Source organism: Enterococcus sp. AZ011, assembly GCF_050548355.1.
Classification (GTDB): domain Bacteria; phylum Bacillota; class Bacilli; order Lactobacillales; family Enterococcaceae; genus Enterococcus; species Enterococcus faecalis.
In genome coordinates, this window is sequence record NZ_CP172959.1 from 2,392,071 (window position 1) to 2,414,659 (window position 22,589).

30 protein-coding genes and 2 pseudogenes are annotated in these 22,589 nt (G+C 30.7%); 7 read left to right on the plus strand and 25 right to left on the minus strand.

Annotated elements, in window-relative coordinates; all coding sequences use genetic code 11:
- Positions 1–3 precede the first annotated feature (3 nt).
- From IGL36_RS11535 to IGL36_RS11605, 15 genes are all read right to left on the minus strand, one after another.
- Positions 4–2,001: an isopeptide-forming domain-containing fimbrial protein gene (locus tag IGL36_RS11535; protein WP_174112993.1), complete on the minus strand. Its 1,998-nt coding sequence runs from the start codon at positions 1,999–2,001 to the stop codon at positions 4–6.
- A gap of 95 nt (positions 2,002–2,096) precedes the next feature.
- The gene (locus tag IGL36_RS11540; RefSeq protein ID WP_100966731.1) at positions 2,097–2,663 is read right to left on the minus strand and encodes a hypothetical protein; all 567 of its coding nucleotides are present in this window, start codon (positions 2,661–2,663) and stop codon (positions 2,097–2,099) included.
- Positions 2,663–3,277, minus strand: a complete 615-nt coding sequence (locus IGL36_RS11545) for a hypothetical protein (protein WP_010815398.1) — start codon at positions 3,275–3,277, stop codon at positions 2,663–2,665. Before IGL36_RS11545 ends, IGL36_RS11540 begins: the two co-directional genes overlap by 1 nt.
- A 77-nt stretch (positions 3,278–3,354) precedes the next feature.
- Positions 3,355–4,638 carry a replication initiation factor domain-containing protein gene (locus IGL36_RS11550; RefSeq protein WP_100966732.1) on the minus strand — a complete coding sequence of 428 codons (1,284 nt, stop codon included), beginning with the start codon at positions 4,636–4,638 and terminating at the stop codon, positions 3,355–3,357.
- 304 nt (positions 4,639–4,942) lie between these two features.
- Positions 4,943–5,368 (minus strand): hypothetical protein, encoded by a 426-nt coding sequence (locus IGL36_RS11555; RefSeq protein WP_002399125.1) that lies wholly within the window; start codon positions 5,366–5,368, stop codon positions 4,943–4,945.
- A gap of 24 nt (positions 5,369–5,392) precedes the next feature.
- Positions 5,393–5,908 carry a hypothetical protein gene (locus IGL36_RS11560; RefSeq protein WP_048949396.1) on the minus strand — a complete coding sequence of 172 codons (516 nt, stop codon included), beginning with the start codon at positions 5,906–5,908 and terminating at the stop codon, positions 5,393–5,395.
- A gap of 21 nt (positions 5,909–5,929) precedes the next feature.
- Positions 5,930–6,226 (minus strand): hypothetical protein, encoded by a 297-nt coding sequence (locus IGL36_RS11565; protein WP_002365214.1) that lies wholly within the window; start codon positions 6,224–6,226, stop codon positions 5,930–5,932.
- A complete protein-coding gene (locus IGL36_RS11570; protein WP_002399522.1) occupies positions 6,227–6,493 on the minus strand; it encodes a hypothetical protein in 267 nt (88 codons plus the stop codon).
- 18 nt (positions 6,494–6,511) lie between these two features.
- Positions 6,512–8,020 carry an FtsK/SpoIIIE domain-containing protein gene (locus IGL36_RS11575; protein WP_033640558.1) on the minus strand — a complete coding sequence of 503 codons (1,509 nt, stop codon included), beginning with the start codon at positions 8,018–8,020 and terminating at the stop codon, positions 6,512–6,514.
- A complete protein-coding gene (locus tag IGL36_RS11580; RefSeq protein ID WP_002365216.1) occupies positions 8,021–8,389 on the minus strand; it encodes a HepT-like ribonuclease domain-containing protein in 369 nt (122 codons plus the stop codon). It lies immediately after the preceding gene.
- Positions 8,373–8,705, minus strand: a complete 333-nt coding sequence (locus tag IGL36_RS11585; protein WP_002399122.1) for a nucleotidyltransferase family protein — start codon at positions 8,703–8,705, stop codon at positions 8,373–8,375. The genes IGL36_RS11580 and IGL36_RS11585 overlap by 17 nt, the downstream gene beginning before the upstream one ends.
- Positions 8,706–8,764: 59 nt before the next feature.
- Complete coding sequence (locus IGL36_RS11590) at positions 8,765–9,088, minus strand: hypothetical protein (protein ID WP_142477232.1); 324 nt, start codon at positions 9,086–9,088, stop codon at positions 8,765–8,767.
- 39 nt (positions 9,089–9,127) lie between these two features.
- Positions 9,128–9,367 (minus strand): hypothetical protein, encoded by a 240-nt coding sequence (locus IGL36_RS11595; RefSeq protein WP_002399524.1) that lies wholly within the window; start codon positions 9,365–9,367, stop codon positions 9,128–9,130.
- 10 nt (positions 9,368–9,377) lie between these two features.
- The gene (locus tag IGL36_RS11600) at positions 9,378–9,530 is read right to left on the minus strand and encodes a DUF6906 family protein (RefSeq protein WP_002399525.1); all 153 of its coding nucleotides are present in this window, start codon (positions 9,528–9,530) and stop codon (positions 9,378–9,380) included.
- 26 nt (positions 9,531–9,556) lie between these two features.
- On the minus strand, positions 9,557–9,781 hold the full coding sequence (locus IGL36_RS11605) for a hypothetical protein (protein ID WP_002365222.1): 225 nt from the start codon (positions 9,779–9,781) through the stop codon (positions 9,557–9,559).
- Between the two features lie 231 nt (positions 9,782–10,012).
- Here IGL36_RS11605 and IGL36_RS11610 point away from each other — a divergent pair, with 231 nt between their 5' ends.
- Complete coding sequence (locus IGL36_RS11610) at positions 10,013–10,201, plus strand: hypothetical protein (protein WP_002365223.1); 189 nt, start codon at positions 10,013–10,015, stop codon at positions 10,199–10,201.
- Positions 10,202–10,370: 169 nt separating this feature from the next.
- Here the strand turns inward: IGL36_RS11610 and IGL36_RS11615 are convergent, their stop codons facing one another.
- The 3 genes from IGL36_RS11615 to IGL36_RS11625 form a co-directional block, all read right to left on the minus strand.
- The gene (locus tag IGL36_RS11615; protein ID WP_002365225.1) at positions 10,371–10,787 is read right to left on the minus strand and encodes a DUF961 family protein; all 417 of its coding nucleotides are present in this window, start codon (positions 10,785–10,787) and stop codon (positions 10,371–10,373) included.
- Positions 10,787–11,113: a hypothetical protein gene (locus tag IGL36_RS11620; RefSeq protein ID WP_048949394.1), complete on the minus strand. Its 327-nt coding sequence runs from the start codon at positions 11,111–11,113 to the stop codon at positions 10,787–10,789. The genes IGL36_RS11615 and IGL36_RS11620 overlap by 1 nt, the downstream gene beginning before the upstream one ends.
- 85 nt (positions 11,114–11,198) lie before the next feature.
- The gene (locus IGL36_RS11625) at positions 11,199–11,450 is read right to left on the minus strand and encodes a hypothetical protein (protein ID WP_033596700.1); all 252 of its coding nucleotides are present in this window, start codon (positions 11,448–11,450) and stop codon (positions 11,199–11,201) included.
- Between the two features lie 737 nt (positions 11,451–12,187).
- On the opposite strand from IGL36_RS11625, the gene IGL36_RS11630 reads away from it, so the two are divergent.
- The 3 genes from IGL36_RS11630 to IGL36_RS11640 are packed head-to-tail and all read left to right on the plus strand — an operon-like array spanning position 12,188 to position 13,595.
- A complete protein-coding gene (locus IGL36_RS11630) occupies positions 12,188–12,571 on the plus strand; it encodes a helix-turn-helix domain-containing protein (RefSeq protein ID WP_010824178.1) in 384 nt (127 codons plus the stop codon).
- Positions 12,568–13,221: an ImmA/IrrE family metallo-endopeptidase gene (locus tag IGL36_RS11635; RefSeq protein WP_174112997.1), complete on the plus strand. Its 654-nt coding sequence runs from the start codon at positions 12,568–12,570 to the stop codon at positions 13,219–13,221. Before IGL36_RS11630 ends, IGL36_RS11635 begins: the two co-directional genes overlap by 4 nt.
- Before the next feature lie 38 nt (positions 13,222–13,259).
- A complete protein-coding gene (locus tag IGL36_RS11640; RefSeq protein WP_002402309.1) occupies positions 13,260–13,595 on the plus strand; it encodes a winged helix-turn-helix transcriptional regulator in 336 nt (111 codons plus the stop codon).
- 37 nt (positions 13,596–13,632) lie between these two features.
- Here IGL36_RS11640 and IGL36_RS11645 read toward each other — a convergent pair whose 3' ends face one another.
- Positions 13,633–14,964, minus strand: coding sequence for an FAD-dependent oxidoreductase (locus IGL36_RS11645; protein ID WP_174115031.1), 1,332 nt, complete (start codon positions 14,962–14,964; stop codon positions 13,633–13,635).
- A 397-nt stretch (positions 14,965–15,361) separates the two neighbouring features.
- Between IGL36_RS11645 and IGL36_RS11650 the strand changes: the two genes are divergently transcribed.
- Positions 15,362–16,969 (plus strand): MucBP domain-containing protein, encoded by a 1,608-nt coding sequence (locus tag IGL36_RS11650; protein WP_142477124.1) that lies wholly within the window; start codon positions 15,362–15,364, stop codon positions 16,967–16,969.
- Between the two features lie 315 nt (positions 16,970–17,284).
- Here the strand turns inward: IGL36_RS11650 and IGL36_RS11655 are convergent, their stop codons facing one another.
- The 5 genes from IGL36_RS11655 to IGL36_RS11675 form a co-directional block, all read right to left on the minus strand.
- Positions 17,285–18,058, minus strand: coding sequence for a DUF1295 domain-containing protein (locus IGL36_RS11655; RefSeq protein ID WP_174113029.1), 774 nt, complete (start codon positions 18,056–18,058; stop codon positions 17,285–17,287).
- Complete coding sequence (locus IGL36_RS11660) at positions 18,055–19,818, minus strand: DegV family protein (RefSeq protein WP_430609055.1); 1,764 nt, start codon at positions 19,816–19,818, stop codon at positions 18,055–18,057. The genes IGL36_RS11655 and IGL36_RS11660 overlap by 4 nt, the downstream gene beginning before the upstream one ends.
- A 26-nt stretch (positions 19,819–19,844) precedes the next feature.
- Positions 19,845–20,258: a DUF2177 family protein gene (locus IGL36_RS11665; RefSeq protein ID WP_142477127.1), complete on the minus strand. Its 414-nt coding sequence runs from the start codon at positions 20,256–20,258 to the stop codon at positions 19,845–19,847.
- A 583-nt stretch (positions 20,259–20,841) separates the two neighbouring features.
- Positions 20,842–21,168, minus strand: a complete 327-nt coding sequence (locus IGL36_RS11670) for a hypothetical protein (protein ID WP_002365226.1) — start codon at positions 21,166–21,168, stop codon at positions 20,842–20,844.
- Positions 21,169–21,281: 113 nt separating this feature from the next.
- Entirely contained in the window at positions 21,282–21,467 is a 186-nt protein-coding gene (locus IGL36_RS11675; protein ID WP_142477214.1) for a helix-turn-helix domain-containing protein, read from the minus strand.
- 347 nt (positions 21,468–21,814) lie between these two features.
- Here IGL36_RS11675 and IGL36_RS11680 point away from each other — a divergent pair.
- A pseudogene (locus tag IGL36_RS11680) lies at positions 21,815–21,961 on the plus strand (helix-turn-helix domain-containing protein); the annotation flags it as partial.
- Positions 21,958–22,284: pseudogene (locus tag IGL36_RS11685) on the plus strand (ImmA/IrrE family metallo-endopeptidase); the annotation flags it as partial. The pseudogenes IGL36_RS11680 and IGL36_RS11685, both read left to right, overlap by 4 nt.
- 85 nt (positions 22,285–22,369) lie before the next feature.
- Here IGL36_RS11685 and IGL36_RS11690 read toward each other — a convergent pair.
- Positions 22,370–22,582, minus strand: a complete 213-nt coding sequence (locus tag IGL36_RS11690; protein ID WP_015543579.1) for a hypothetical protein — start codon at positions 22,580–22,582, stop codon at positions 22,370–22,372.
- Positions 22,583–22,589 lie beyond the last annotated feature (7 nt).

Genomic DNA, 22,589 nt, shown 5'->3' on the forward strand with positions numbered 1-22,589 from the left:
TAATTAGCCCTCTTTGCTATCTTTTTGTCGTTTCACTGCTACGACCACACCAATTAATGAAATTGCAATCACTGTAGCTACACCTGCACTTGTTCCAAAATCCATATTAGTATTTGGCAATACTTTTGGTTTTTCTTGTGGAGTTGTAACATTCACTTTGTTAGAATCTGTCGGTTCATCATTAATCACCAATTGTGCCACGTTTGGAATCATAATATTCCCTTTATCATCGACATATTGAGAAAAATCTGCGTCTTTCAATTTCCCTTTAATGTACACAAACAATTGTTTTTCTTTTAATTTGTTTGGTTCATTGGCAGCCCAAGAAACTTTTTGTGTTTTTTCATCAACACTAATTTTTCCTTGATCCGTAATATCTGTCCCATCTGAAAGAGTAACTTTCACTTCTTTATTCGCTTCTAAAACATCTTCTAAATCATCTTGAATGACTAAAGAAGTCATATCTTTGGTGTTTGGTACTTGCACATCTAATTTGAATGTCACTTCATCGCCCACTTTGGCACTGGTCAAATCCACTTCTTTATCGCCTTCAAGGATTTTCTTCGCGATAGACGGGTCTTTTGGTGTGACAGTGGTTGTTGTTTCATCAGTTGGGACTTCTTTGTTGTTTTGGATAATTTTTGCTTTATTTGGAATTTGTAACTTGCCATCAATAAGGTACTTATCTAAGCTGGCACCTTCACGAATTTTTGTTTGGAAATTGAATTTGTATTCGTGATTATAGAAATCCGCTGTTTTTAATACGTCAGCCTTTGCAACCATACGTACTAAATTGCCTTCATGCTTCGCTTCAAATTTATTGGTAACGTCCTTTCCTGCTTCGTCCGTGACTTTCACATCAGACACACGTTCCAATTCAGGAATCAGTTCGTCTTGCATTTCATAGTTGCTGTAGTAAAATTCTTTCATTTCATCAGGAACTTTATGTGTAATCGTATAGCTATATACTTCGCCTAACCCTTCTAAGGTATTCTTATCAACATTTGTTTCATCACTATCTGTCACTGTTTTAGTAGGAATCATTGGCGCTGTCCGAACTGGTTTTTTTGCACTATAGCCAAAATAACTATACTGGTTATTATTTTTTGGCGGTAAAGGATACCCTAAATTCTTTTCACGTGTCGCGAAGTCCTCACTATATGTGAAGTCGAATCGAGAACGATTAGAATACAAGAACGTAAAATCACCACGGTTATCACCATCGTCTAAGGGAATATCGTCAGAATCATAAAAAGTTTTTCCACCGTCTTTTTCTTCTTTATATTTAACAATTGTATCTTTCGTTGGTACGTACAATTTATCGATTGCTTTGTACGAATCTTTGTCAATCGTCATTCCTTGTAAATTATCAATATCAATCCATGAATAGTAGCCTGAAACTGGCTTTTCTTTGTCTGTCCCATGTTCTAGGTACGTCCATGTTTGTTTCACCCATGAGAAACCACCTTGATAGGTAGCAATCGCACTAACATTGTTAAAAGCAACAATATTATTCGACACCATATTTTGTGCATTTTTATATTGTTCCCAGTCTTGAATGGTAATTTTTAAATCAATTGGTGTCCCATCATCAGCTGTACCTACATTATTGTAACGAATCCACGATTGCCCTTTCTTCGTTTTCGTTACATCAAGACCGATTTTTCCGTCCCATTTTTGTGGAGGCATATTAACGTAAACATCATTCGTCCACCCACCACCACCTGTTTCAACCGTAGTGACACCTTTAATAAACTTTGCAATAAAACTATACTTTGAACCAGCTTCATCATCTGGTGTTACCACAGAAGCATTCGGCGCATTAATGATTGAGTTAGAGCTTGCACTTGAACGTTGGAAAAAATCGGCTCTCACTGTTTGTGGAACTTGTCCGCCTTCTTGCGCTTGAACCATCATTGGTATTGCCATGCCTGCTAAAATGATTGTTGTTGCTAATCCTTGAATAATCGTTGTTTTCTTCAAAATATTTCCTCTTTTCATTATTAATTTTTTGTAGTTCTATTTCATTTCTCCTAGATTTTGCATAAAAAAATAGGAGAGCCACGAATCTTCTTCATTGGTTCACCTTTCCACAGTTATTCACTTAAAAAGTTATTTGTATAAACTATATAGCGTAATACAGGAGCTTCTTGATTCTTTTTATTCTGGAATTCTTCTTTAAAATTTACATTTTCATATACATACTCCTCAACAACTATACAACTTTTCTTTGCTATACTAGCATTAAAAATCAACTCATTTTCTAAAGAAATTTCTGAAAGAACAAAACCTTCTTTCAATGAATCTGCATGCTTCAAACTATCTCCCTTTAAATAGAGTTTCTTTTCATAAAAAAGTAATCTATCCCTTACTCTATCAACAACTACAGGATACAATTCTTCTAACTCTCGAACATCTCTTATTTTCCATACCCTCGGTGCAAATTCTCTATAATTATCACGAGATAAAAAGCCCATATATGGTAAAAGTATCAAACCTACAAAACAGAAACCACTTACCCAACCTATGTTAAAATACAAACCTAAAAAGAATAAAAGTAGTGCTAACAGTGTATAGGAAAAATATCTTACCATATCCCGAAAATAAGAGCTGTGTGAATCATAATTATTTTCTAAACATGCCAATTGCCAAATCTTTTTCACTACAAAATGTCCTCCTTTAATTTCCCTTCCACAACTTCAAACTCAAACCATTCTGCAAAGTCTTGCTTAAATCCATCTACACTGTACAATTCTTGTAATCCAGCTTCTTCTCCATCCGTTGGATCTAAATAAGTTGGTTTATCTTTAGGTCTAGCATAAACGCCAATCCATCTTTCAAAATCTCCTTCAAATGGACTGTCAACAATATACCCTTTCTTTTCTAGCAACACTCGAGCTTGTTTTTTTAATTCTTCACTATTTTTAGGCTCAAAATATTTATACTTCTCTTTAAAACTGGCAAATTCTGAAAGCTCTTTATCATACAATTTTTTTATACTGAAAAATTCTTCCCAAATTGCTTTCTCTTTAACCGCCATTTCTGCTTCATGAACCACATAAGTATATTCATATCTTGAAATTTCTTTTAAAAGCTCTTCATTTGATTCTGAGAGCTTTTCAAAAGTAATCTTTAAATAAGGAATAGTCAATTCCCCTTGTTCATCTAATTGAACAATTTTTTCTTTTGTTTTTTGTAGATCATTTTTGCCTTTTTTCATTTTTTCAGTAATAGAAATTGCTACTTTAGTATTGCGTTCAATAAATTCTCTACTCATAATTCATACATTCCTTTCAACTAAACTAATATCTATTTAAAATAACGAATCAATTATATCTATATCCCACTTAATCTTTAAAATGGATATACTTCCTCCAAATCAAATTCTTGTTCCATATAAGATCGAACACTGCTATTTTGATTAGTGGTAAACAATAAATCTTTCGCATCAACACAGACCATTTCAATTATTTCTTCATGTTTCTCTTTTAATTCTGCTAAATCGATACGTTCCATCAGCTCATTTGTTCCTAACAAATGATCAATTTCTTTAATCATCTTTAATGAAGGGGCTAAATAATTTGATAACCACCGAAGTGTTTTCTCAATAGACGGTTTTTCACCTTGAACAGACAATTTTAAACCTTCCAATTTATCAACAACATCATACCAAGCTTTGCAATAGACTTTCATATCATCTTCAATGTCATAGACAGTCAAAGATTGATTAATAATTTCCTTGACTAGCCAATCCAACGTTTCACCACTAGAAAGAAAATATTCTACAAACAAAAACGCCTTTTCATCAGAAAGGCGAATTTCGTACCGATTTTTAATTTCATGTTTTTCTCTTGCTTCCTCAACACTTATACTTTCTTTTCGTGCTAACTCATAATCTTTTTGGTAAAAGTTAAAATGCAATGGCGATTGACGACTACCAAAATAAAGAGACAAACCTTTATTTACCATTTTTTTATTTTCATAAGCAAAGCCCCCGCTAAAATCAAAATTCTTAAAAGTGGTATCCACAAGCCCTTGTTCCATTTTTTCTTTCAAAACATATAAATCAAAATTTTCTTGTTCTTTCACAATCAATTCATCAAGAGCAATATCAATTCGAGTTATTTTTGTATCAACTAAAACACCTTGCCCGAAAATATCATCATCATAGAGTGAGCGAAAAAATTCTGTCCACGATCGCTTGTTGTCTTCTTCAAAAATTTCTTCTAATTGACGACAACCTTCGCCAGACAAGTCCAACATAATTCCCATATTCACGTTTTCTGGATTCCGAAAAATCCGAATAGAGCTATACGAAAATGTTTCAGTATAATGATAAAACCCTCTAGGTTCATGAGTAAACCAGTTCATATCCATATGCAACAACTTTTCAACAACTGTCCGAACATCTAATGTCTTAAATCGTATTCTCAAAAAGTCAATTTTTGCTTCTACCGAAGCATACCCACCATCTAAGTTCAACACATCAATAATCTTTTGTTCTAACTCTTTAGAAATAACACGTTTTCCAGATTCTATTTTTGAAATTAACGAACGCTCAATTCCTAATTTACTTGCCAATTCTTGCTGTTTTAATTTTAGCTCTTTTCTATATCGCTTTAAATCAACACCTCTCACTGCTTTAAACCTACTTCCAAAAAAAATGTGACAACTTTAGTCAAAAAATGTGACAAAAACAAAATCGCTCAATCCCTTGTGGGACATAGCGTTTAAGTAACTTTTTTATATGGTATGTTAAATTCTACCCCCATGTTATAAAACGGGGGTAGAAACTTTTGAGGTGGGACAAGCCCACCTCACGACTAACAACACTTGGGATATACGTTGCTACTTTTGTTAACGATGGAATAGGGGCGGGCACCTTGGGGCGCCGCCCCTATTCCATCTACAAAGAACGCAACAATCCCTAGCGGTTGCCAGTCTAATTCACCAACATTTCCATTTTAAGTTCCAATGCCTTCAATCGTTTTTTTATCTCTGCATTTTCCGTCAAAACTTCTTTAGTATATTCAACAAGCTCTTTTACTGACATTTGATTTTCCTCAAATTCTTTTTTTGCAATGGAGATTACTTGTTGCCTTTCTTTTTCTTCTGCAGACATGAACACCTCAATCATTGCCTGCTCTAACGGTACATTTTGTTTCCTTAATTGAACTAATTCGTTAAATTGTTCAATTTGATTCCCACTAAAAACTTTATACGAGTAGTTTCTACCCTGTTTATTTTTAGCGTATTGGCGAACAAATCGAACATCTGTTAATTTTTCAATTTTATTTGCCCAATTTTTCAACGTTTTCAAAGAAATAGCATTATCTAATTCAAAAAGCACCTCTTTAAATGAGAACATATTCACTCACCTGCTCCCCCTGCATTACTTATTAATTACACGCATAACTTTTTCAACACAATCCTTCACTACTATTTCCATTAAAATATCTAAATCATCACAGCAAATAACACTTTCTCCGTCTGAATCTCTTTTAAAAGCACTCTTCACAAAGTCAAAACATTCTTCTCTAAAAGTAGAATTAAAATCTTGACTAGAAAAATACTTTGTTGTTTTTTCAGAACAGCGTTTAAATGTTGCACGTTTGACAGTTTCCAGATATTCCGAAAAATCAATTTGACGAACATTTGTTAATCCTTTTAATACTTCATCGACAAGACCATCTAAATTTTTATCCAATTCCATTTCACTTTCCTGATAAGTAAGTAAACTATCAGGACGATTCTGATATTTTCTATAAATAAAACGAAAAGACGAATTATGCAATACCTGACTAAACCTATCATCTAAATCTTTTTTCTTGTATTTTAATTTCACTTTTCTATAAATTTCCGAAGACATTTTTTTATAAAACTCTTCAAGAGTCAATTTACCATTCATACCAATCACTATTCCTTTCTATTAATGAGCCAAAATATCAATTTCACTTAAAAACGAATAAAACGCTGGATAGAATTCTCTATCAAATTTCCTATCTACTTCATTAGAATTCTGATAACTACCTTCAACATAAAATAACGCATGAAGATTATTCGCATATTTTCTTTTTTCTTCTAAATATTTTTTTGCTTCAACAACACATGATTCTTGTCTCTCTTCTTTTGACAATTGGGAAATTCCACTATTAAGTTCTTTTTCAAATTCCTTTACTTTTGTTTCCCAATATTCCATAAGTTGATTACTATTTTTAAATTCCATTTATACTTCTCCTTTTTCATTTAAACCAACAATCACTTCATCAACAATTTTAGCCCCCCTATTTTCCATAAATTTTTCAAACTCTACAGGGTCAGCTAATTTCTTTATTCGCTTTCCGTTAGAAAACCTCACTAATTTTGCATAGCTTTCTGATTGTTCATACAGAATGTCACGAATACGTATATCTAAATCAGGCTTTTTATATCGTTTCTTGACTTCAACATACACTCGTTCTCTAACACGTTTGATTATTTCGCTAGAATCCAATAAAAATCTCCTTCCTCATTACTCAAATTTTTCACTTAACTTAGCTAACTTTGCTTGACCTTTTTCTAACTCTTCATCAATTTCCGCAAGGGCTTCTTTATCTACATGCTTAGCTATTTTTTGAGATACTTCTTCTTGCACTTCTTTTGAAACATCTTCATATCCTAGCTCTTTAGAAATCTTGATAAATTCCTGAATGAAATCAAAATCTTGTGGTACTTGTGGGCTATAAAATTCCCTTGCGACAGAACCACCTAAAGCAACATAACCACGTCCATAAACTTTCAATCCATCGACTTTTTCAACATATTTAAACTTTTTATTTTTATTTTCATCACCGAAAATCATCAAAATACCAGTTTCTGATAAACGGCCAACAGACATACGAAACATAAATTGATCTCTTAATGCCGTTTTGATAAACTCGCCATCTGGTCTTTGCATTGCAACAATAAAGAAAATCCCTGCTTGACGAGCTTTCAAAATAAGTTGAGTTAAATATTCATCTACATCACCATCAGTCGCATAGTCATTCGCTAATTCTGCTTTAAATGCAGCAAATTCATCTACGACAATGAATTTTGGTTTTAATCCGTAATAGGCATAATTTTTACCCATTTTAAATTTTGGACTCTCATTGATAGTTTTAAATCGATCTTCCATTTCCTGAACTGCATTTTTAATACAATTGACAATATCCGTTTTCCCTGTATAAACTTTTCCTTCAAATAAAGGCAATCTACCTAGTGCCATTAAATCTGAATTTTTTGGGTCACATATTTCTATTTCACCCACACGACACAAAGCATAGATTAAAGAAAGAATGGTAAAAGTTTTACCACCACCTGTACCTCCTCCAATCAACATATGCGGGTCTTTATCGAAATGCCAATATAACCCTTTCATCAACTGGACTTTGCCTTTATCTGCTTGCATATCTCTAATGGAAATACGTTTACTATACACATCAGTTGCTAACTCATAAATTACAAATCCCTTTTCACTAGTCTGACTTAAATTATCCGCATGAAACGCTGTTTCCAAAAAACCACCAATGGTTTCAAATTTTTCTTGAAACTTATTACCTGCTGTTTCAAATGAAACGAAAATACTATTTTTTTCAGACTTATAATAAATTTTTGGAAACTTGATTTTTTCTCTTGTTTTACCATCAGAACTTTTCACTTGTTTCTTCGTATAATAGCCATTGTCAATAATCATACGAGCTAACACTTGACGTTGTTCTACTTTAGAAAAATAGCCTGAATTGATAATTGAAGCCTTAACAAGCAATGTAATTAGCACAATTGCACCTATCGAAACACCTACAATGATTAACGCTGGCACAATATAAATTTTCCAATCAGGTGGATTTGAGAGATACAATGGATAAAGCCATTTATAGCCCACAAAATAGCCTAAACAAACAAAAATTGGCATAAAAAATAACACTCGATAGAGTGCCAACAAATTTCTTGAAGAATAACGGATACGCCTTCCTCTATATCTAAATAATTTTTTAAACATTTACCTACCTTCTTTTTGTAATCGTGCTAATTCTTGTCTACAAAATTCTTCGTAAACAGGAAAAAAGACTGTTGCAAGTTCCCAAACAGTCCGTTTATTAATATTACTATACGCATGTGCAAAAATATTTCTAATTGACCTTAATTGTCGCCAATCAACCGCACCACTATTTCTTTCCTTAAACCCTTCAGAAAAAGAGTTAGCAAGTTCTCCTACCTGCATGCAAGACATACTGATTGCATGAAAAAACACTCTATCGTGAGAGAAAACTTCAAAGCTTCTGCTACAACGATTGAGTGCCGATTTTACATCTTCACAATAAATCAATGTTCCCTTGAGAACACGAATATCTCTATTTTTCTCTTTCAAATACTTTAACTTTCTCCTTCATCATAGTATCGTAAAACTCTTTCTGGTATTCTGAATCAATTGGTTGTTCAAATGCTTCAAGCTCTACTAAATCGATCTCATGTTCAACGGCTTCCTTCAATTCATCGAAAAAATCACTATACACAGACCACCGATATTTTTCTGGCAAACCAGTAGTGCCAACCAAAAAATCAATATCGCTTGATTCCTTCGCTTCATCTCTAGCATAAGAACCAAACACATATATCACAGGAATTTCGTATCTTTCAGCTATTGGCTTCACACGCTCTTTAATTTCATTCATTGTCATTACCATTTGTCTCACCTCTTCTAACGTCTATTCTAAAGCCATTATAAGCCATCAAACCATCACAATCAATTTACCTCACTTATTCCTAATGGATATTCTTCAAAATACACTTTCTTTTCAAAATCTTCATGGAACTTTAAATCGTACGCACGAACTAATTGATCCAAAAAACTATCTAACAATTTCAAAACAGCTTGTTCACTTTCAAAAAAAGAATCATCTAGTAATAAAAATTGAATAAGACCATTACTCGTTTCATCAAATAATTTTAAGTACAAGTCACGGTAATAATTAAAACTTTGCCACCTCCTGTATGAATAAAATCTTCTTTCTAAAAACGCTCGATACCTTACTTGTTTATGCTCCATTTTTTCCGACAGACTACTCATTAACTTACAAGACACCCCCTCTCAGTTTACATTTAATTACTAAGCTATATTCTTTTCAATCCACCGAACAATCGTTTGATATAATCCCTCTGCACTACCTTCATAGAAAAAAGAATTATCATAAACATCTTGAAATGTCATAACTACTGCTTGAACATTAACATCATCAGTAAATAATGGACGTAACACATAAAACTCCATTTCACCTTCAACCGCACACATATACCTAATTTTTCTTTGCAATAATTTAGTACTTTCATTATTTTTTTCCACTAACATTTTTCCTTTCTTAATAAAAAATCTCTTTCAAATTACCACTTTCTTTATGAAGAAAAATAACACTACTCTTCAAACGTCTTTCCACTAACCAATTCTTCGCATTCAATCTGCGACTTTTCAACAACTCTTTTTCTTTTCTAACTGGGCGTTTCCCTTGCTTCATCCAATCACTCCTATTTTTTATTAACTTTACCCACTCTTTTTGAACTCACTCAAAATGCTTTGAACTAAATCACTACTAATAAAGCCTGCAAAATATAGTTGTGTTAAGTATCTGCGAGCATAATCATATCGACTCATTGGGAAAAATGGATTCGTTTCAAAAGTAACAAATAATTCCCTTAATGAATCAATCGCTTCATTTGATAGATTGAATTTTGTTGGGTTCTTGATTAATTCCTCTAATCGATTCATCTTTTAACTAACCACCTCATTTTTTATTATTAATGTCTATTAACAAACCTTGTTGACACAAATTAATAATAAAAAGGGCACTCGTTAGAATGCCCTTCACAGCTGTTAAACGGTGCCACCGTTCGTCCGAATATGATATTTACTTTCGTTTCAATTCCCACATCCAATTAATTTTTTCAGAAATTTCTGGTTCAGTGGTAAAATATTAACAAAAGGAGGTGTCCTATAATAATGCTAAAAACAATTGAAAAAGCATGTGAAATAGACATGCAATCCGTAACAATTATTCTTACCAACAACCAAAAACTCAAAATTGAAAAATTCCAATCAATTATTGATGATACAATTTTAGAGTTTATCAGTTCTAATATTCAATACTACATCCCTGAAAAAAGTATTCTCTATTTTACAACGTCTTAAGAGATACCATTGTTCGTTTCATTTCACAATCTAATTTAATTGAAAGATAATCTAGCGTTACTTTTGCTTGTTCAAAGGTAACGTTGTTTTGTGCCAAAACTTTATACAATTCATCACCTATTTTTTTAATTCTTCTCTTTTGCTCATTTAATCTACCTCAATCTAACATTTATTTTTGCTCATTTACTTGATTCTTATTTTCTTTTTGTAGAGTAGGTTGCGCTGGTTTAACAGCTCCTACTTTTTTAATACCCACTGCACGGACTTTAAATGCTTGTTCTGTTTGTACATTGTCATTAAAACCTTTATAAGCATTAAGCCACCCACGAGCCGTTACATTTCCAGTCAACTCGATCTCATCATCATAATTGATACCACTAACATCATAATCTGGATCAATCGCAATTTCTACTTGGTCATTTAATTTGCTAGAATAAACCGTTACTCGTTGTTCACGAACATCGTCAGTCACATTTCCTTCACCATCACGTTCATTAATTGCAACTACTTCTAAGAAATTCATCGTACCAAATGTTCCTACTACATCAAAATTTTCAATCGTGTTATTTTCAAATGATAATCCCATTATTTATTACCTCCAACTACTTCTAAACGTTTTGCATAAACTACCATGTCAATTGAGCGGCTATTACCAATGTTATTCCGTTTTACATTGATTCGTGCTACTGGATCAATTAATTTTACTTCTTCACGGCCATTCAACATTTGTGAGTTTCGCAAATGAGGAACAAAAATTTCAAAATCACGTTGCTTTTCGCTTGAAGCGGTAAACACACGACCACGAACAGGTACCCCATTTACATAAATATCACGTTCTGTTTTATAAACAGCTTTAATTTTACTTCCTAAATTTTTATCACTTAATGCAATTTCTTGAATTCTATTTGCCAAAATAATTTCCTTCTTTCACTAATTTTTATACAAAAATAAACAGTCAACAGCTGACTGCCTTTCTCTCTTTATGCAATTCTTCTTACTAGCTAAAAAACATAACTTGACAAGGTTCATGATAACCTGTCATTTTATATGTTCGTTGTAAAATCTGATTTTTTAATAATCGACTTTCAATTGTTAAGCGTTCCATGTTTGTTAACTTAACCGCACTCTTACCTAACTTCTTACGTTCTAAGTTATAGCTCTTTTCTATATCCGAAATAGAAAAAGTTTTTTTCTGTCGTTTCATACGTTCAACAAACTTCTCAACAAAAAGTAATAGCTCTTCTTTCATTTTTATCCTCCTTATTCACTTAATAACAAATTCTGTTCTTTCATTTAAAATAAAAAAGTACAACTAAAATAATACAATTGTGCTTACTAAAGTTAAGATTGAATTTTTTTTAGAAAAAATCTTTTTCACGATTAAAAATAAAAACTTAAATTGTATTTCAATTTTAGATTCTTACGTTCATCACAATACATAGAATCATCTTCAATGGCTAGTGACTCTTACATCACATAACGGCACATTAGATAGTATTGTAATATACGGTGTACAGCTCTCCTCCTTTTATTGAGCTTGCATAGATTTTTTTATTCAATCTAGTTCAGCAACTATTTCCAACGTGTCTCACGACATGGTTATCGGAAATAATCTGACAGCTCGGCACTAATCTGTCATCAATATGGCTCTATTTAAAGATACTACTGCCACCTTGTGCCCCATTCAACGGCTGGCACACACCACCTCAACAAGACTTATAACCTCGAACAAAAATTTCATTCTTGTATTATTTCATCAAATCGCTTAAAATAATATTGTCTAGGTATTACTTTAAGTGTTTGCGAAACAGAAATTCATTTTCTTCTCGTGAACGCTTTTTTGTTTATCTAATTGACGAGTTAAACATTTCGTTTAACTTATATTAAGAATATACCTTTTGAAATAAAATGTCAACACTTTTTGTTTAACTTTCTCAATTTTATACACAAAAAGTTTATAATGTACTTATAGAGGAGGTAAAACCAGTGCAACCATTAGCAAAAAGACTACAGCTTTTAAGAGAAGAAAAAGAGTGGACAAAAACATATGTTGCAAAACAACTAGGATTAAATAACTTAGGAACCTATGCAAACTGGGAATACGGAACACGTGAACCAGATTCGGAAATGCTATCAAAAATCGCTTCCCTATATGATGTATCTACCGATTTTTTACTAGGTAGAACAGAGGAAAGAATACATCTAAACGACAAGGAAAAAATTGGGAAAAATATCATTTCTCATTTTCGTCTAAATACTTCTGATATGGACATAGAAGATATAGAAGAATTAGAAGAAGAATTAATCGATTTTCAAGATTTTCTTATAAAAAAAGCAAAAGAAAAAAAGAAACGTAACAAAAAAGATTGATTGGACTGTTGTTGGTGAATTTTATTAGTAAAGAACTCTATTTTGAAGCATTTAATTTTTCAAACGAATTAATAAAAGAAGTATCCTACTATTCTTCCAAAAATATTGAACAAGTTAAATGCTTTGATATTGAAAAATATGTAAAAGAAGTTGAAGATGTTGAATTTGTTGAATACACGTTTCAAAAACAACTTAAAAGGCGGATGCTTGGTTCAATTTCTAAAGTAGACAATGAAGTCATTATAACAACAAACAAGGAATTAATGTTAGAACGAAAAAATTTCACTAAAATGCATGAGATTATGCATTACTACATAGATATACCTAAAATTAATAATGCAACCCATACTTTTTCTGATATTCTTTTGAAAAATGGTTATTTGATGGAAGATTTTCCAAAAGAATATCGTGCTAATGTCGGTGCTAGCATGTTAATGGCAAATGACCAAGCATTATTTTACGCATTAAAAAAATTTTATTCATTCGAAGAAATTGCACAATACTTTTTTATGAGCAAATCTGCATTAAGAAATAGACTCATCGAGCATCTTATGTATGTAAATAATTGTACTTTTGCACACGCTAATACACTTTTTAACAATTATTACTTTCATAAAGAAACTGATATCTACAGATTTATTTTCAATTAGTTTTTATTTTTAATTATTCATAAAAGGAGTGTTACATAATGGATAAAAACGTAGAAAAAAAATGCCCTGTAGAGGCTTTATCTAATATACTTGGAAAAAAGTGGATTCCCCAAATAATAGAATCCCTAAACGGAGGATCTATGCGCTTTGGAGAAATTTGCCGATTGCTTCCGAATAGTTCTCCAAAAATGATCAAACAGCAACTAAAACTTTTGGAAGACAATGAAATTGTTAAGAATGAAAAAGAAGTTTTCAATAATACTACTTCGTCTACTTATTATTTGTCTGAAAAGGGAAAAGATTTAGCAACTATTGTTTTACAGATGAAATTATGGGGTCAAAGAGAATTAGATTGTACAAATCTAAAAAATTGAAGTTCATTTCATAACTATAGAAATGAACTTCAATTTTTTATTTTAGTAAATCATTTAAAGATTCCGACATAGTAGGATGGGTATACACTCTATCACGTAATACTTTATAGTCCATATTAAAATCCATTGCCAACGAAATAAGATTTATTAATTCATGAGATTCTGCACCATATAAAGAAGCTCCCAAAATCTTTTCAGTTTCTGCATCTATTATTACTTTAAAAATTCCTACTGTCTGATCAATAATATGGGCTTTAGGTATAGATTTTACAGGTAAACTAAAAACTTTATAGTTTACTTTGCTTTTTTCTAGCTCTTTTTCTTTTATTCCAACACTTGAAAAAGGTGGTGTTATAAATACACTGTACGGTATATTACCTCTATTCATAGTATTTCTCTTTTTGTCACCATAAAGATAATCCACTATTATTCTATAATCATCTAAAGAAATATAGGTAAATTGTAGACCCCCTTTTACATCGCCTATTGCCCAAATATTTTCCACAGATGTTTTTAAAAATTCATCTACAACAATAGCCCCATGACTATCCGTTTTTATATTTGTGTTTTCTAATCCTAAGGTATCTGTATTAGGTTTTCTACCTGTAGCTACAAGCAATTTAGACACTTCTACTTTCTTTATTTTACCAGCTTGAGTATATATTACTTCAGTATAATTATCCTTATCTATGATATGGTTTATAGATACGCCTAACTGAATATCAATTCCCTTATCTAAAAAATCTTTATATATTAATGTTGAGATATCTTCATCTTCTCTAGGTAAAAATTCAGAGCTAGCATCTAAAATACTAACTTTGCTTCCATAAGAATTAAACATTGATGCAAATTCTAACCCAATGTAACCAGCACCTATAATAACTATTTTTTCTGGTGCTATTACTTGTTCCATAGCAGTTGTAGAATCTAAAACATTTTTACTTTTATTTAACCCATCTATAGGTAATTTGATAGCTTTTGAGCCCGTATTAATAAAAATACGTTCACCTTCAACTTGGATTTTCGTATTATCTGTCTTAGTGATTTGTATGATTTTATCTGATAAAAATTTAGCTTTTCCATTTAAAATAGTTATATTCTCTTCTTCAAAAAGGTTATTGTAATTTTTTTCTCTCAACTTACTTGTCAAACTATTTTTTATTGAATGCGCCGTTGACATATCTACATGTTTTTCTCCATTAATTATTAAAGATTTTGAAGGTATACATCCTACATTAATGCATGTCCCTCCATACATTAGTTCAGATTCTTCAATCATCAATACCTCTTCACCACGCATAGCAATTTCTTTTGCTAGTGTTTTCCCTCCCTTTCCAAAACCGATAATGACATTCTTATATTTTTTCATAACAATCACTTCCTTTCATAAAGTAATTTTATTAGTTATTGTTCAAGCTATCAATTAGTTACTTTAAAGTAACCAATTAATGCAAATAATACTGTAAAAAATTGCTCTTACTTTTTTTGAATTTCCTTTTACAGTTTCAGTTTATCTCTTATCAAAATCTGTTTTAAAATAAAAGAATAAAGATTAAAAATTACATTGTGAATTATTTGTGAATTTAAACATTTTACATGCTAATTATTTAAAAATAACAAACTTAAAATAACAAGTGTAATTATATTAAATATTTTAAAAAAAGATTTTTACACCAAAAAAATAACAGATTTATTTTTTCACATTTTGTTCACAATATGCTATACTTCTCTAAATACAATAAATTAAAATAGAAAGGACGATTATTATGCGTAATAATTTTTTTAAAGTTGTATTTCTTACCTTTATATTCACTACGTTATCTTTCGGTATATCTTTTACAAATGTACACGCTTCAGGTAATAATTCACTTGTTACTACAGAATACACGTTATACGATAATTTAACCTCAATTGAACAAGAAAATCTTATTGAAAAAGTACCTACTAGTTCTGTCACTCATGACAAAGAAAATTTTAAGTTAGTTTTTAAAAAAGCAGATTCTGCTACTAATTCAATACTACCCACAAATAATACTAAGTTAGAATTACCTCAAAAAATAAGTAAGACTTCTTCAAACACTTTACCAAAAACTGGAGCTATGAAAAATAATATATTAATTTCACTACTTGGTTTTTCCGTATTAGTTTTAGTATTGTTTTTATTAATTTGGAAAAGGAAACATTTAAAAACTTTTCTATCATTATTAATTGTTTTAGGCGGAAGCAATTTCTTTACCAATTATGATGAGGCACACGCAGATGAAGGTATACTACCAACTGTTGACTCAACTATACTAACTAAAGGATCTAATTATACTCCAAATGTAGATTTGGCAGGATATAAATATATTGGTTATCTTCACACGTATTCAAACGACAATAAGCCTTTTGTAAAAGAAGGTCAGGTTATTGTAAAATATAAAGATTCTAATGGGGATACTCTTTCTAAAGATATTATTTTAAAAGGAAATATTGGTGATTCTTATGCCGCCGAACAAAAATCTTTTGAGGGGTACACTTTCAAAAATGTTATAGGAAATACATCTGGTAGCTTTACAGAAGCCCCACAAACTGTTACTTTTATTTTTGAAAAAAGTCCTATACCTACAAGTACTGTAACTGCTAGTTATCAAGATACAGACGGCAATAAATTATCTGATGATATTACTTTGACTGGTGCTATTGGTGATTCTTACACTGCGGACAAAAAGATTTTTGAGGGATATACTTTCAAAAATGTTATAGGAAATATATCTGGTAAATTTGAAGAAACCCCACAAACTGTTACTTTTATTTTTGAAAAAAATCCTATACCAACAAGCACTGTAACTGTTAGTTATCAAGATACAGACGGCAATAAATTATCTGATGATATTATTTTGACTGGTGCTATTGGTGATTCTTACACTGCGAACAAAAAGACTTTTGAGGGGTATACTTTTGATACTGTTCAGGGTTCTATTACGGGTACTTATTTGAATGAAGCTCAAACTGTAGTATTTATTTATAAAAAAGAACCTGTTCTAGGAAACATAACCTTAAAACAGTCAGGTTTTATCAACGCTACGGATAGAGGATATATTAAACCTAATTTTTATAAGGTAACCTATTATGACAAAACAGGTAATATATTAAAAACTGAAGAAATTGATAAAGACACCACTATATCAGACGAAACAATATCAACTAATGTTGGTTCAGAATATACTGTTTATTCAAAAATAACCTATGAATGTTATTCCATAAACACGGGTGAACGTCTAGCATGGGGAGATTACGAATTAGTTGCTAATGACCCTGAATTAACATCAGGCGTTTTGAAAGAGACTAATTTAACTATTGAATATACTTTTAAAGATTTATCTTGGGCGTAAATAATAAAAAGCAGTCTCCCCGAAAGGATCTCTTTCTTAAAGAAATCCTTTCGGGGAGACTGCTTTTTATTTCTTATAATATGCCTTACTTACCTTTTAATTTCTATTAAGTTAAATGCAATAAAAATAATATACTACTTAAAATCAAAAAAATCATCACAGAAATCTATTGTTTTTAATGGGCCAAGCAGGATTTGAACCTGCACTATCTCCCAAGTGAGCTACTGACCCTTAATCTTAAAATCAATTATATAATTAATTTATTTATCTAACAACTATTAACCCTATAAAAATTAGAAAAATAAGTTAAAAAACTTATACTCCTTTTTTCCCAATAAAAGGAAAAAATTTAGCAGTTCGTTCTGCATATTCTTGAAAATCTAAACGATCTTTATATTTTTCCTCCAATAACGGAACACCAGAAACGAAAAGCAATAATAACGTAATAACAAGCGGGCTTACAATCAGCCAAATTTCATTTATACTACTCATAGATAAAAGGAAAATCCCCCACCAACTGGTTGCCTCACCAAAATAATTAGGATGGCGTGTTAAGGACCACAATCCTGTAGTTAATAATTTCCCCTTGTTTTCAGGATTTTTTTTGAACTTCTCTAATTGATAATCTCCTAAAAACTCAAAAACGAAACCTATTATCCAGATAATTATACCTAAATATTGCCACCATTTAAAAGTAGTTTCTCTATTAAAAAATGCTTGAATCACAGGTAATGCAATAATACACAGTAATATGCCTTGTAACAAAAATACATTCAGAAAAGCTTTTAAATAAACATAATGGTTCCCCCAACGTTTTCTCATGTTTACGTACCGATAATCTTCGGGCTTATTCCAATTTCTTCTTGCTAAATGCCAAATCAACCTAATGCCCCATATAGTTACTAACGCTAAAATAATTATTGACTGATTAGAATGTACTCCTGTTTTTAAATAACATGTCCATGCGACAACAACAAATCCTCCTCCCCATGCAATATCTACCAATCCATAATTTTTCTTATAAGTTGAAATTGCAAACCATATTAAAAAATATATTAATAACACTATTCCAATTGTTAAATAAATCATTCGTTTTCCTCCTTCTTTATACCCGCAATTGCAATGCTACCTATACCCGCACTAATAGCTATTGCTGCAGAACTATCTATGACATCGCATGGTTTACCTGTTATTATTTCAACTTTATCCGAAAGCATTTTCGCATTTTCATAAGAAGAAACATGCGCAATTGCTACTTCTTCTAATTCATGCTTTTCTACTAAACCAGAAATTATTTTTGTAATTTTGTTAGTACTATGTTTCTGGTTTAAATAAATTCCCTTTAAAACGCCCCGACCAGATTTATCTAAACTAACGATTGGAACAACTGATAGCTTCTTTAATACTCTTCCTAATTTTTGAGGTATTCTACCGGATTGAATCATCGGCTCTAAGTCTGCCACAGCAACATAAATAAATGTTTTTGAGCGAAGATTCTTCAATTTTTTAACTATAATTTCAAATTCAATATTTTTTTCAATTAGTGATACCGCCCTCTTCACTAAAAGTCCTTGAGCTACAGAATTAGTTTTAGAATCTATCAGCTTGATCCATTTTTCTGATAATCCCATTTCTTTTATTCTCTGCGCAATTAATTGATATGTTCCACTGAGTTCTGAAGAAACGGTTAAAACTAATACATGTTCATATTTATCTTCCAAAAAAGAAAGTAATGCATCCACGGATGGAATGGTAGGTTGTGCTGTACTAAGATTTTGCTTATTTACTATCTTCTCTTTAATTAATTTTGCATCTAAAGTTAGCTTATCTAAAAAAACTTGGTTATCACTTAGTATATTGATGGGTAAGCAATGTACTTGATGTTCCAGAAGATAACTACTTGGTAAATCTGCAATAGAATCAGTCACAATTGCAATAGGAGATTTTCTTTTTTTTGTAACTAAATATTGCATTAACATATCATCTACTTTTTGATAAGTAACTTCTCCAAATTTTTCTAGGATTTTTAATACATTTTTTGGTGAATTTGTATGAATATGAATTTTAGATTTCTTTTGATTACCAATTACAATTAAAGAATCTCCTTGATATTTTAATCTTTTTCGCATATCTTCTGTTGTGATTTGCACTTCGTTTAAAATAAATTCTGCACAGAAACGATATTCTGGTTTATCCGTTATTCTATGCAATAAGTTTTTATTTACTCCTGTGCTTACAAGATAAGGATTCGAATCATAAAAATTTTCTTTTTTTTCACAGTACTCCTTTGTAAATCCAAAAATAAAATAATAAAATCCCTTTGCTCCAGAATCCACTAAATTATTTTTTTTCAATACAGATAATTGAAATTTTGTATCTTCAACTGCTCTCTCTGTCACTTGAAGGGCTTTCACAAGCGCCTCTGAAAAAGATTTTGTTTTAAAAAACTCTTTTTCTAATGTGTCAGACCATAATCTAATAACAGAAAGAATAGTTCCTTCTTTAGGATCCATAACAGCTTCATATGCTTTTAATGATGCTGCTTTAAGAGAATTCACAAAGTTACTCGTTGAATTATCAACCTTGGAATAATTTTCTGCTAAAGCATTTAAATATTGCGCAAAAATCAAACCTGAGTTTCCCCTTGCTCCAATTAGAGCAGCCTCTGAAATATCACTTAATAAGCTCTGTATTGAATCAGGTTGAGGTGCTACATTATTTAATATCGAATGCATCAAAGAGGCTAAATTGCTTCCAGTATCTCCATCAGCTACTGGAAAAACATTTATTTTGTTTAACTCTTCTTTATTCTCTATAACTAATTCCGCACCGCAAAATATACTTTTCATAAGACGGTATTTTTCCAACGTTATCATTATATACCTGACCCTTCAAAAAACTTGAGATTTATAAAATAAACAATCCCTACTGTAGCCATAGTCACAAAGCTTCCCCAGATAAGATCGATAACAGTCATTAAGACTGGCCAATTTTTTAATGTAGCTAAATTAGTTAAATCGTATGTTGCATAACAAACAAAACCAAAAAAAGCGCCAGATAATAATAGATAACCTAAATGATTTCGTTCTATCCCAGGAATCAAAACAAAAACTGTTACCCCAACAACATAAATTACATAAAAAATAATTGCTGGAAATATACGCACATCTCCCATTAAATGACCAATAAATTGTTGGTACATCCTTTTTGAAACCACCAATAACCAAAATAAATCAAAAACTAAAAATACAATTGCACTTAAAATAAAAATTTTTAAATATTGATGTATCATACTATACCCTCCTTTTTAAAATTACTCACTCTTATACACCATAAACTACTATAGTCATACATTTAAAAACTTGACATTTTTTTTATTTCTATATACCCTCCTACTACTCGTTTAAAATAACATCCACATCTTGAACATTCATATTCTTTATATTTATGAGGAACTATTTCCGCTAATTGTCCACAATTACATTCTATATAAAATGGAAATTCAATATAATCTTTTCTTATTATAATAATTACCCACAAATCATATTCTTTTCTGAAAAAAAGATTTGTATTTATCGTGCGAGGCTCTATTAGTTTTTTTACTACAAATTTTTAATCCTCGTTTCCATTTTTAAATTTAAAAAAATAATAATTATTAATATATTATAATTGTTGAGCCAAAACTAATCCACTATTTAACTTCGAAAAATTTAGCTATCTTTTTCAATTCATTATATATAGATTATAAATGATTTCAATTTACGTCCTATACTAATTTATTAATACAATTGGACATTTACATATATCTTTTTAACTCAAACACTAAATTCACATCTATTTTTATCTCTATACACATTTAAACTCTTATCTATTTATTTATTACCTCCAACTACTTCTAAACGTTTTGCATAAACTACCATGTCAATTGAGCGGCTATTACCAATGTTATTCCGTTTTACATTGATTCGTGCTACTGGATCAATTAATTTTACTTCTTCACGGCCATTCAACATTTGTGAGTTTCGCAAATGAGGAACAAAAATTTCAAAATCACGTTGCTTTTCGCTTGAAGCGGTAAACACACGACCACGAACAGGTGCCCCATTTACATAAATATCACGTTCTGTTTTATAAACAGCTTTAATTTTACTTCCTAAATTTTTATCACTTAATGCAATTTCTTGAATTCTATTTGCCAAAATAATTTCCTTCTTTCACTAATTTTTATACAAAAATAAACAGTCAACAGCTGACTGCCTTTCTCTCTTTATGCAATTCTTCTTACTAGCTAAAAAACATAACTTGACAAGGTTCATGATAACCTGTCATTTAGATTACTCAATATAGCAAGTAAAGTTGTAAAATCTATCGATTTTTTTCCATTCTCAAGACGTGAATATGCTGCTGCTTCCATTACTCCTGTTCTTGCTTCTTTTTTCTTTAATCCAAAATCCATTCTTAACTGCTTCACTAATGTATTTATTTGCTTTTTTTCCATAATTTATTCTACCCTTTCTAATTATTAATACTTTTCAAATCATATTTTATCACTAAAAAACAGAAGGAAATTTGTACTTATTTATTCATAGAATTTAAAACTTATGTATGTTTAATTTATACCTGCTTCTCTTCTAAAAATAAAAATGTTTTTTTAAACTACTAAAAGTTACTTCTTGTAATAAAATTATCACATCTTTATCACAGTTTGTATAATTTCAAGCCATTTTTAATCAATTCTACTGAACTAAAACCTTTGCGCATAAGCAAAATCTGTCAAAATCACTCTTTCTACTACAAGGTAGAACTAAGAACCCTTCCTTACCATCAGAAGATTCAAACGGTACAGGTCAAAACATTATCTCACATTTTCGTTTAAATACTTCTAATATGGACATTGATGACATAGAAGAACTAGAAGAAGAATTAATTGATTTTCAGGATTTTCTTATAAAAAAAGCAAAAGAAAAAAAGGAACATAACAAAAAAGATTGATTGGACTGTTGTTGGTGGATTTTATTAGTAAAGAACTCTATTTTGAAGTATTTAATCTTTCAAACGAATTAATAAAAGAAGTTGAAGACGTTGAATTTGTTGAATATACTTTTCAAAAACAGCTTAGAAGACGAATGCTTGGTTCAACTTCTAAAGTGTACAATGAAGTTATTATTACAACTAATAAAGAATTAATGTTAGAACGAAAAAATTTTACTAAAATGCATGAAGTCACACATTACTACATAGATATTCCTAAGATTAATAGCAATACTCACACTTTTTCTGACATGATCTTAGAAAATGGCTACTTTCCAGAAGATTAATAAATAGAATAAAGCATATTCTCTATTAAAAAATAGAAAATATGCTTTACACCTTTTTAATGATCTACGATGTAAAATATTTTTAATCAAAAATTAGTTTATATTCCGTTTTTATTCTTCCAAATTCAGTTGTGTATACTTTTTCTATTTCATCATGCCATTTTAAAATACTTATTACATTTATACGATTTTGGTTAATAACATCCATATCCATAATTATAAGTAAGTCATCTAAAGATATTCCCTCTGGATAACATAACAAAATCTCTTTAATTTCATCAAAATTTAGTTTCATACTATAC

Excerpts from the sequence above, each read along its gene's own strand:
- IGL36_RS11535 (WP_174112993.1), bottom strand. The coding sequence starts at position 2,001 with ATGAAAAGAGGAAATATTTTGAAGAAAACAACGATTATTCAAGGATTA.
- IGL36_RS11545 (WP_010815398.1), bottom strand. The coding sequence starts at position 3,277 with ATGAGTAGAGAATTTATTGAACGCAATACTAAAGTAGCAATTTCTATT.
- IGL36_RS11555 (WP_002399125.1), bottom strand. The coding sequence starts at position 5,368 with ATGTTCTCATTTAAAGAGGTGCTTTTTGAATTAGATAATGCTATTTCT.
- IGL36_RS11560 (WP_048949396.1), bottom strand. The coding sequence starts at position 5,908 with ATGAATGGTAAATTGACTCTTGAAGAGTTTTATAAAAAAATGTCTTCG.
- IGL36_RS11565 (WP_002365214.1), bottom strand. The coding sequence starts at position 6,226 with ATGGAATTTAAAAATAGTAATCAACTTATGGAATATTGGGAAACAAAA.
- IGL36_RS11575 (WP_033640558.1), bottom strand. The coding sequence starts at position 8,020 with ATGTTTAAAAAATTATTTAGATATAGAGGAAGGCGTATCCGTTATTCT.
- IGL36_RS11585 (WP_002399122.1), bottom strand. The coding sequence starts at position 8,705 with ATGGTAATGACAATGAATGAAATTAAAGAGCGTGTGAAGCCAATAGCT.
- IGL36_RS11590 (WP_142477232.1), bottom strand. The coding sequence starts at position 9,088 with ATGAGTAGTCTGTCGGAAAAAATGGAGCATAAACAAGTAAGGTATCGA.
- IGL36_RS11595 (WP_002399524.1), bottom strand. The coding sequence starts at position 9,367 with ATGTTAGTGGAAAAAAATAATGAAAGTACTAAATTATTGCAAAGAAAA.
- IGL36_RS11600 (WP_002399525.1), bottom strand. The coding sequence starts at position 9,530 with ATGAAGCAAGGGAAACGCCCAGTTAGAAAAGAAAAAGAGTTGTTGAAA.
- IGL36_RS11605 (WP_002365222.1), bottom strand. The coding sequence starts at position 9,781 with ATGAATCGATTAGAGGAATTAATCAAGAACCCAACAAAATTCAATCTA.
- IGL36_RS11610 (WP_002365223.1), top strand. The coding sequence starts at position 10,013 with ATGCTAAAAACAATTGAAAAAGCATGTGAAATAGACATGCAATCCGTA.
- IGL36_RS11615 (WP_002365225.1), bottom strand. The coding sequence starts at position 10,787 with ATGGGATTATCATTTGAAAATAACACGATTGAAAATTTTGATGTAGTA.
- IGL36_RS11625 (WP_033596700.1), bottom strand. The coding sequence starts at position 11,450 with ATGAAAGAAGAGCTATTACTTTTTGTTGAGAAGTTTGTTGAACGTATG.
- IGL36_RS11640 (WP_002402309.1), top strand. The coding sequence starts at position 13,260 with ATGGATAAAAACGTAGAAAAAAAATGCCCTGTAGAGGCTTTATCTAAT.
- IGL36_RS11645 (WP_174115031.1), bottom strand. The coding sequence starts at position 14,964 with ATGAAAAAATATAAGAATGTCATTATCGGTTTTGGAAAGGGAGGGAAA.
- IGL36_RS11650 (WP_142477124.1), top strand. The coding sequence starts at position 15,362 with ATGCGTAATAATTTTTTTAAAGTTGTATTTCTTACCTTTATATTCACT.
- IGL36_RS11655 (WP_174113029.1), bottom strand. The coding sequence starts at position 18,058 with ATGATTTATTTAACAATTGGAATAGTGTTATTAATATATTTTTTAATA.
- IGL36_RS11660 (WP_430609055.1), bottom strand. The coding sequence starts at position 19,818 with ATGAAAAGTATATTTTGCGGTGCGGAATTAGTTATAGAGAATAAAGAA.
- IGL36_RS11675 (WP_142477214.1), bottom strand. The coding sequence starts at position 21,467 with ATGGAAAAAAAGCAAATAAATACATTAGTGAAGCAGTTAAGAATGGAT.
- IGL36_RS11690 (WP_015543579.1), bottom strand. The coding sequence starts at position 22,582 with ATGAAACTAAATTTTGATGAAATTAAAGAGATTTTGTTATGTTATCCA.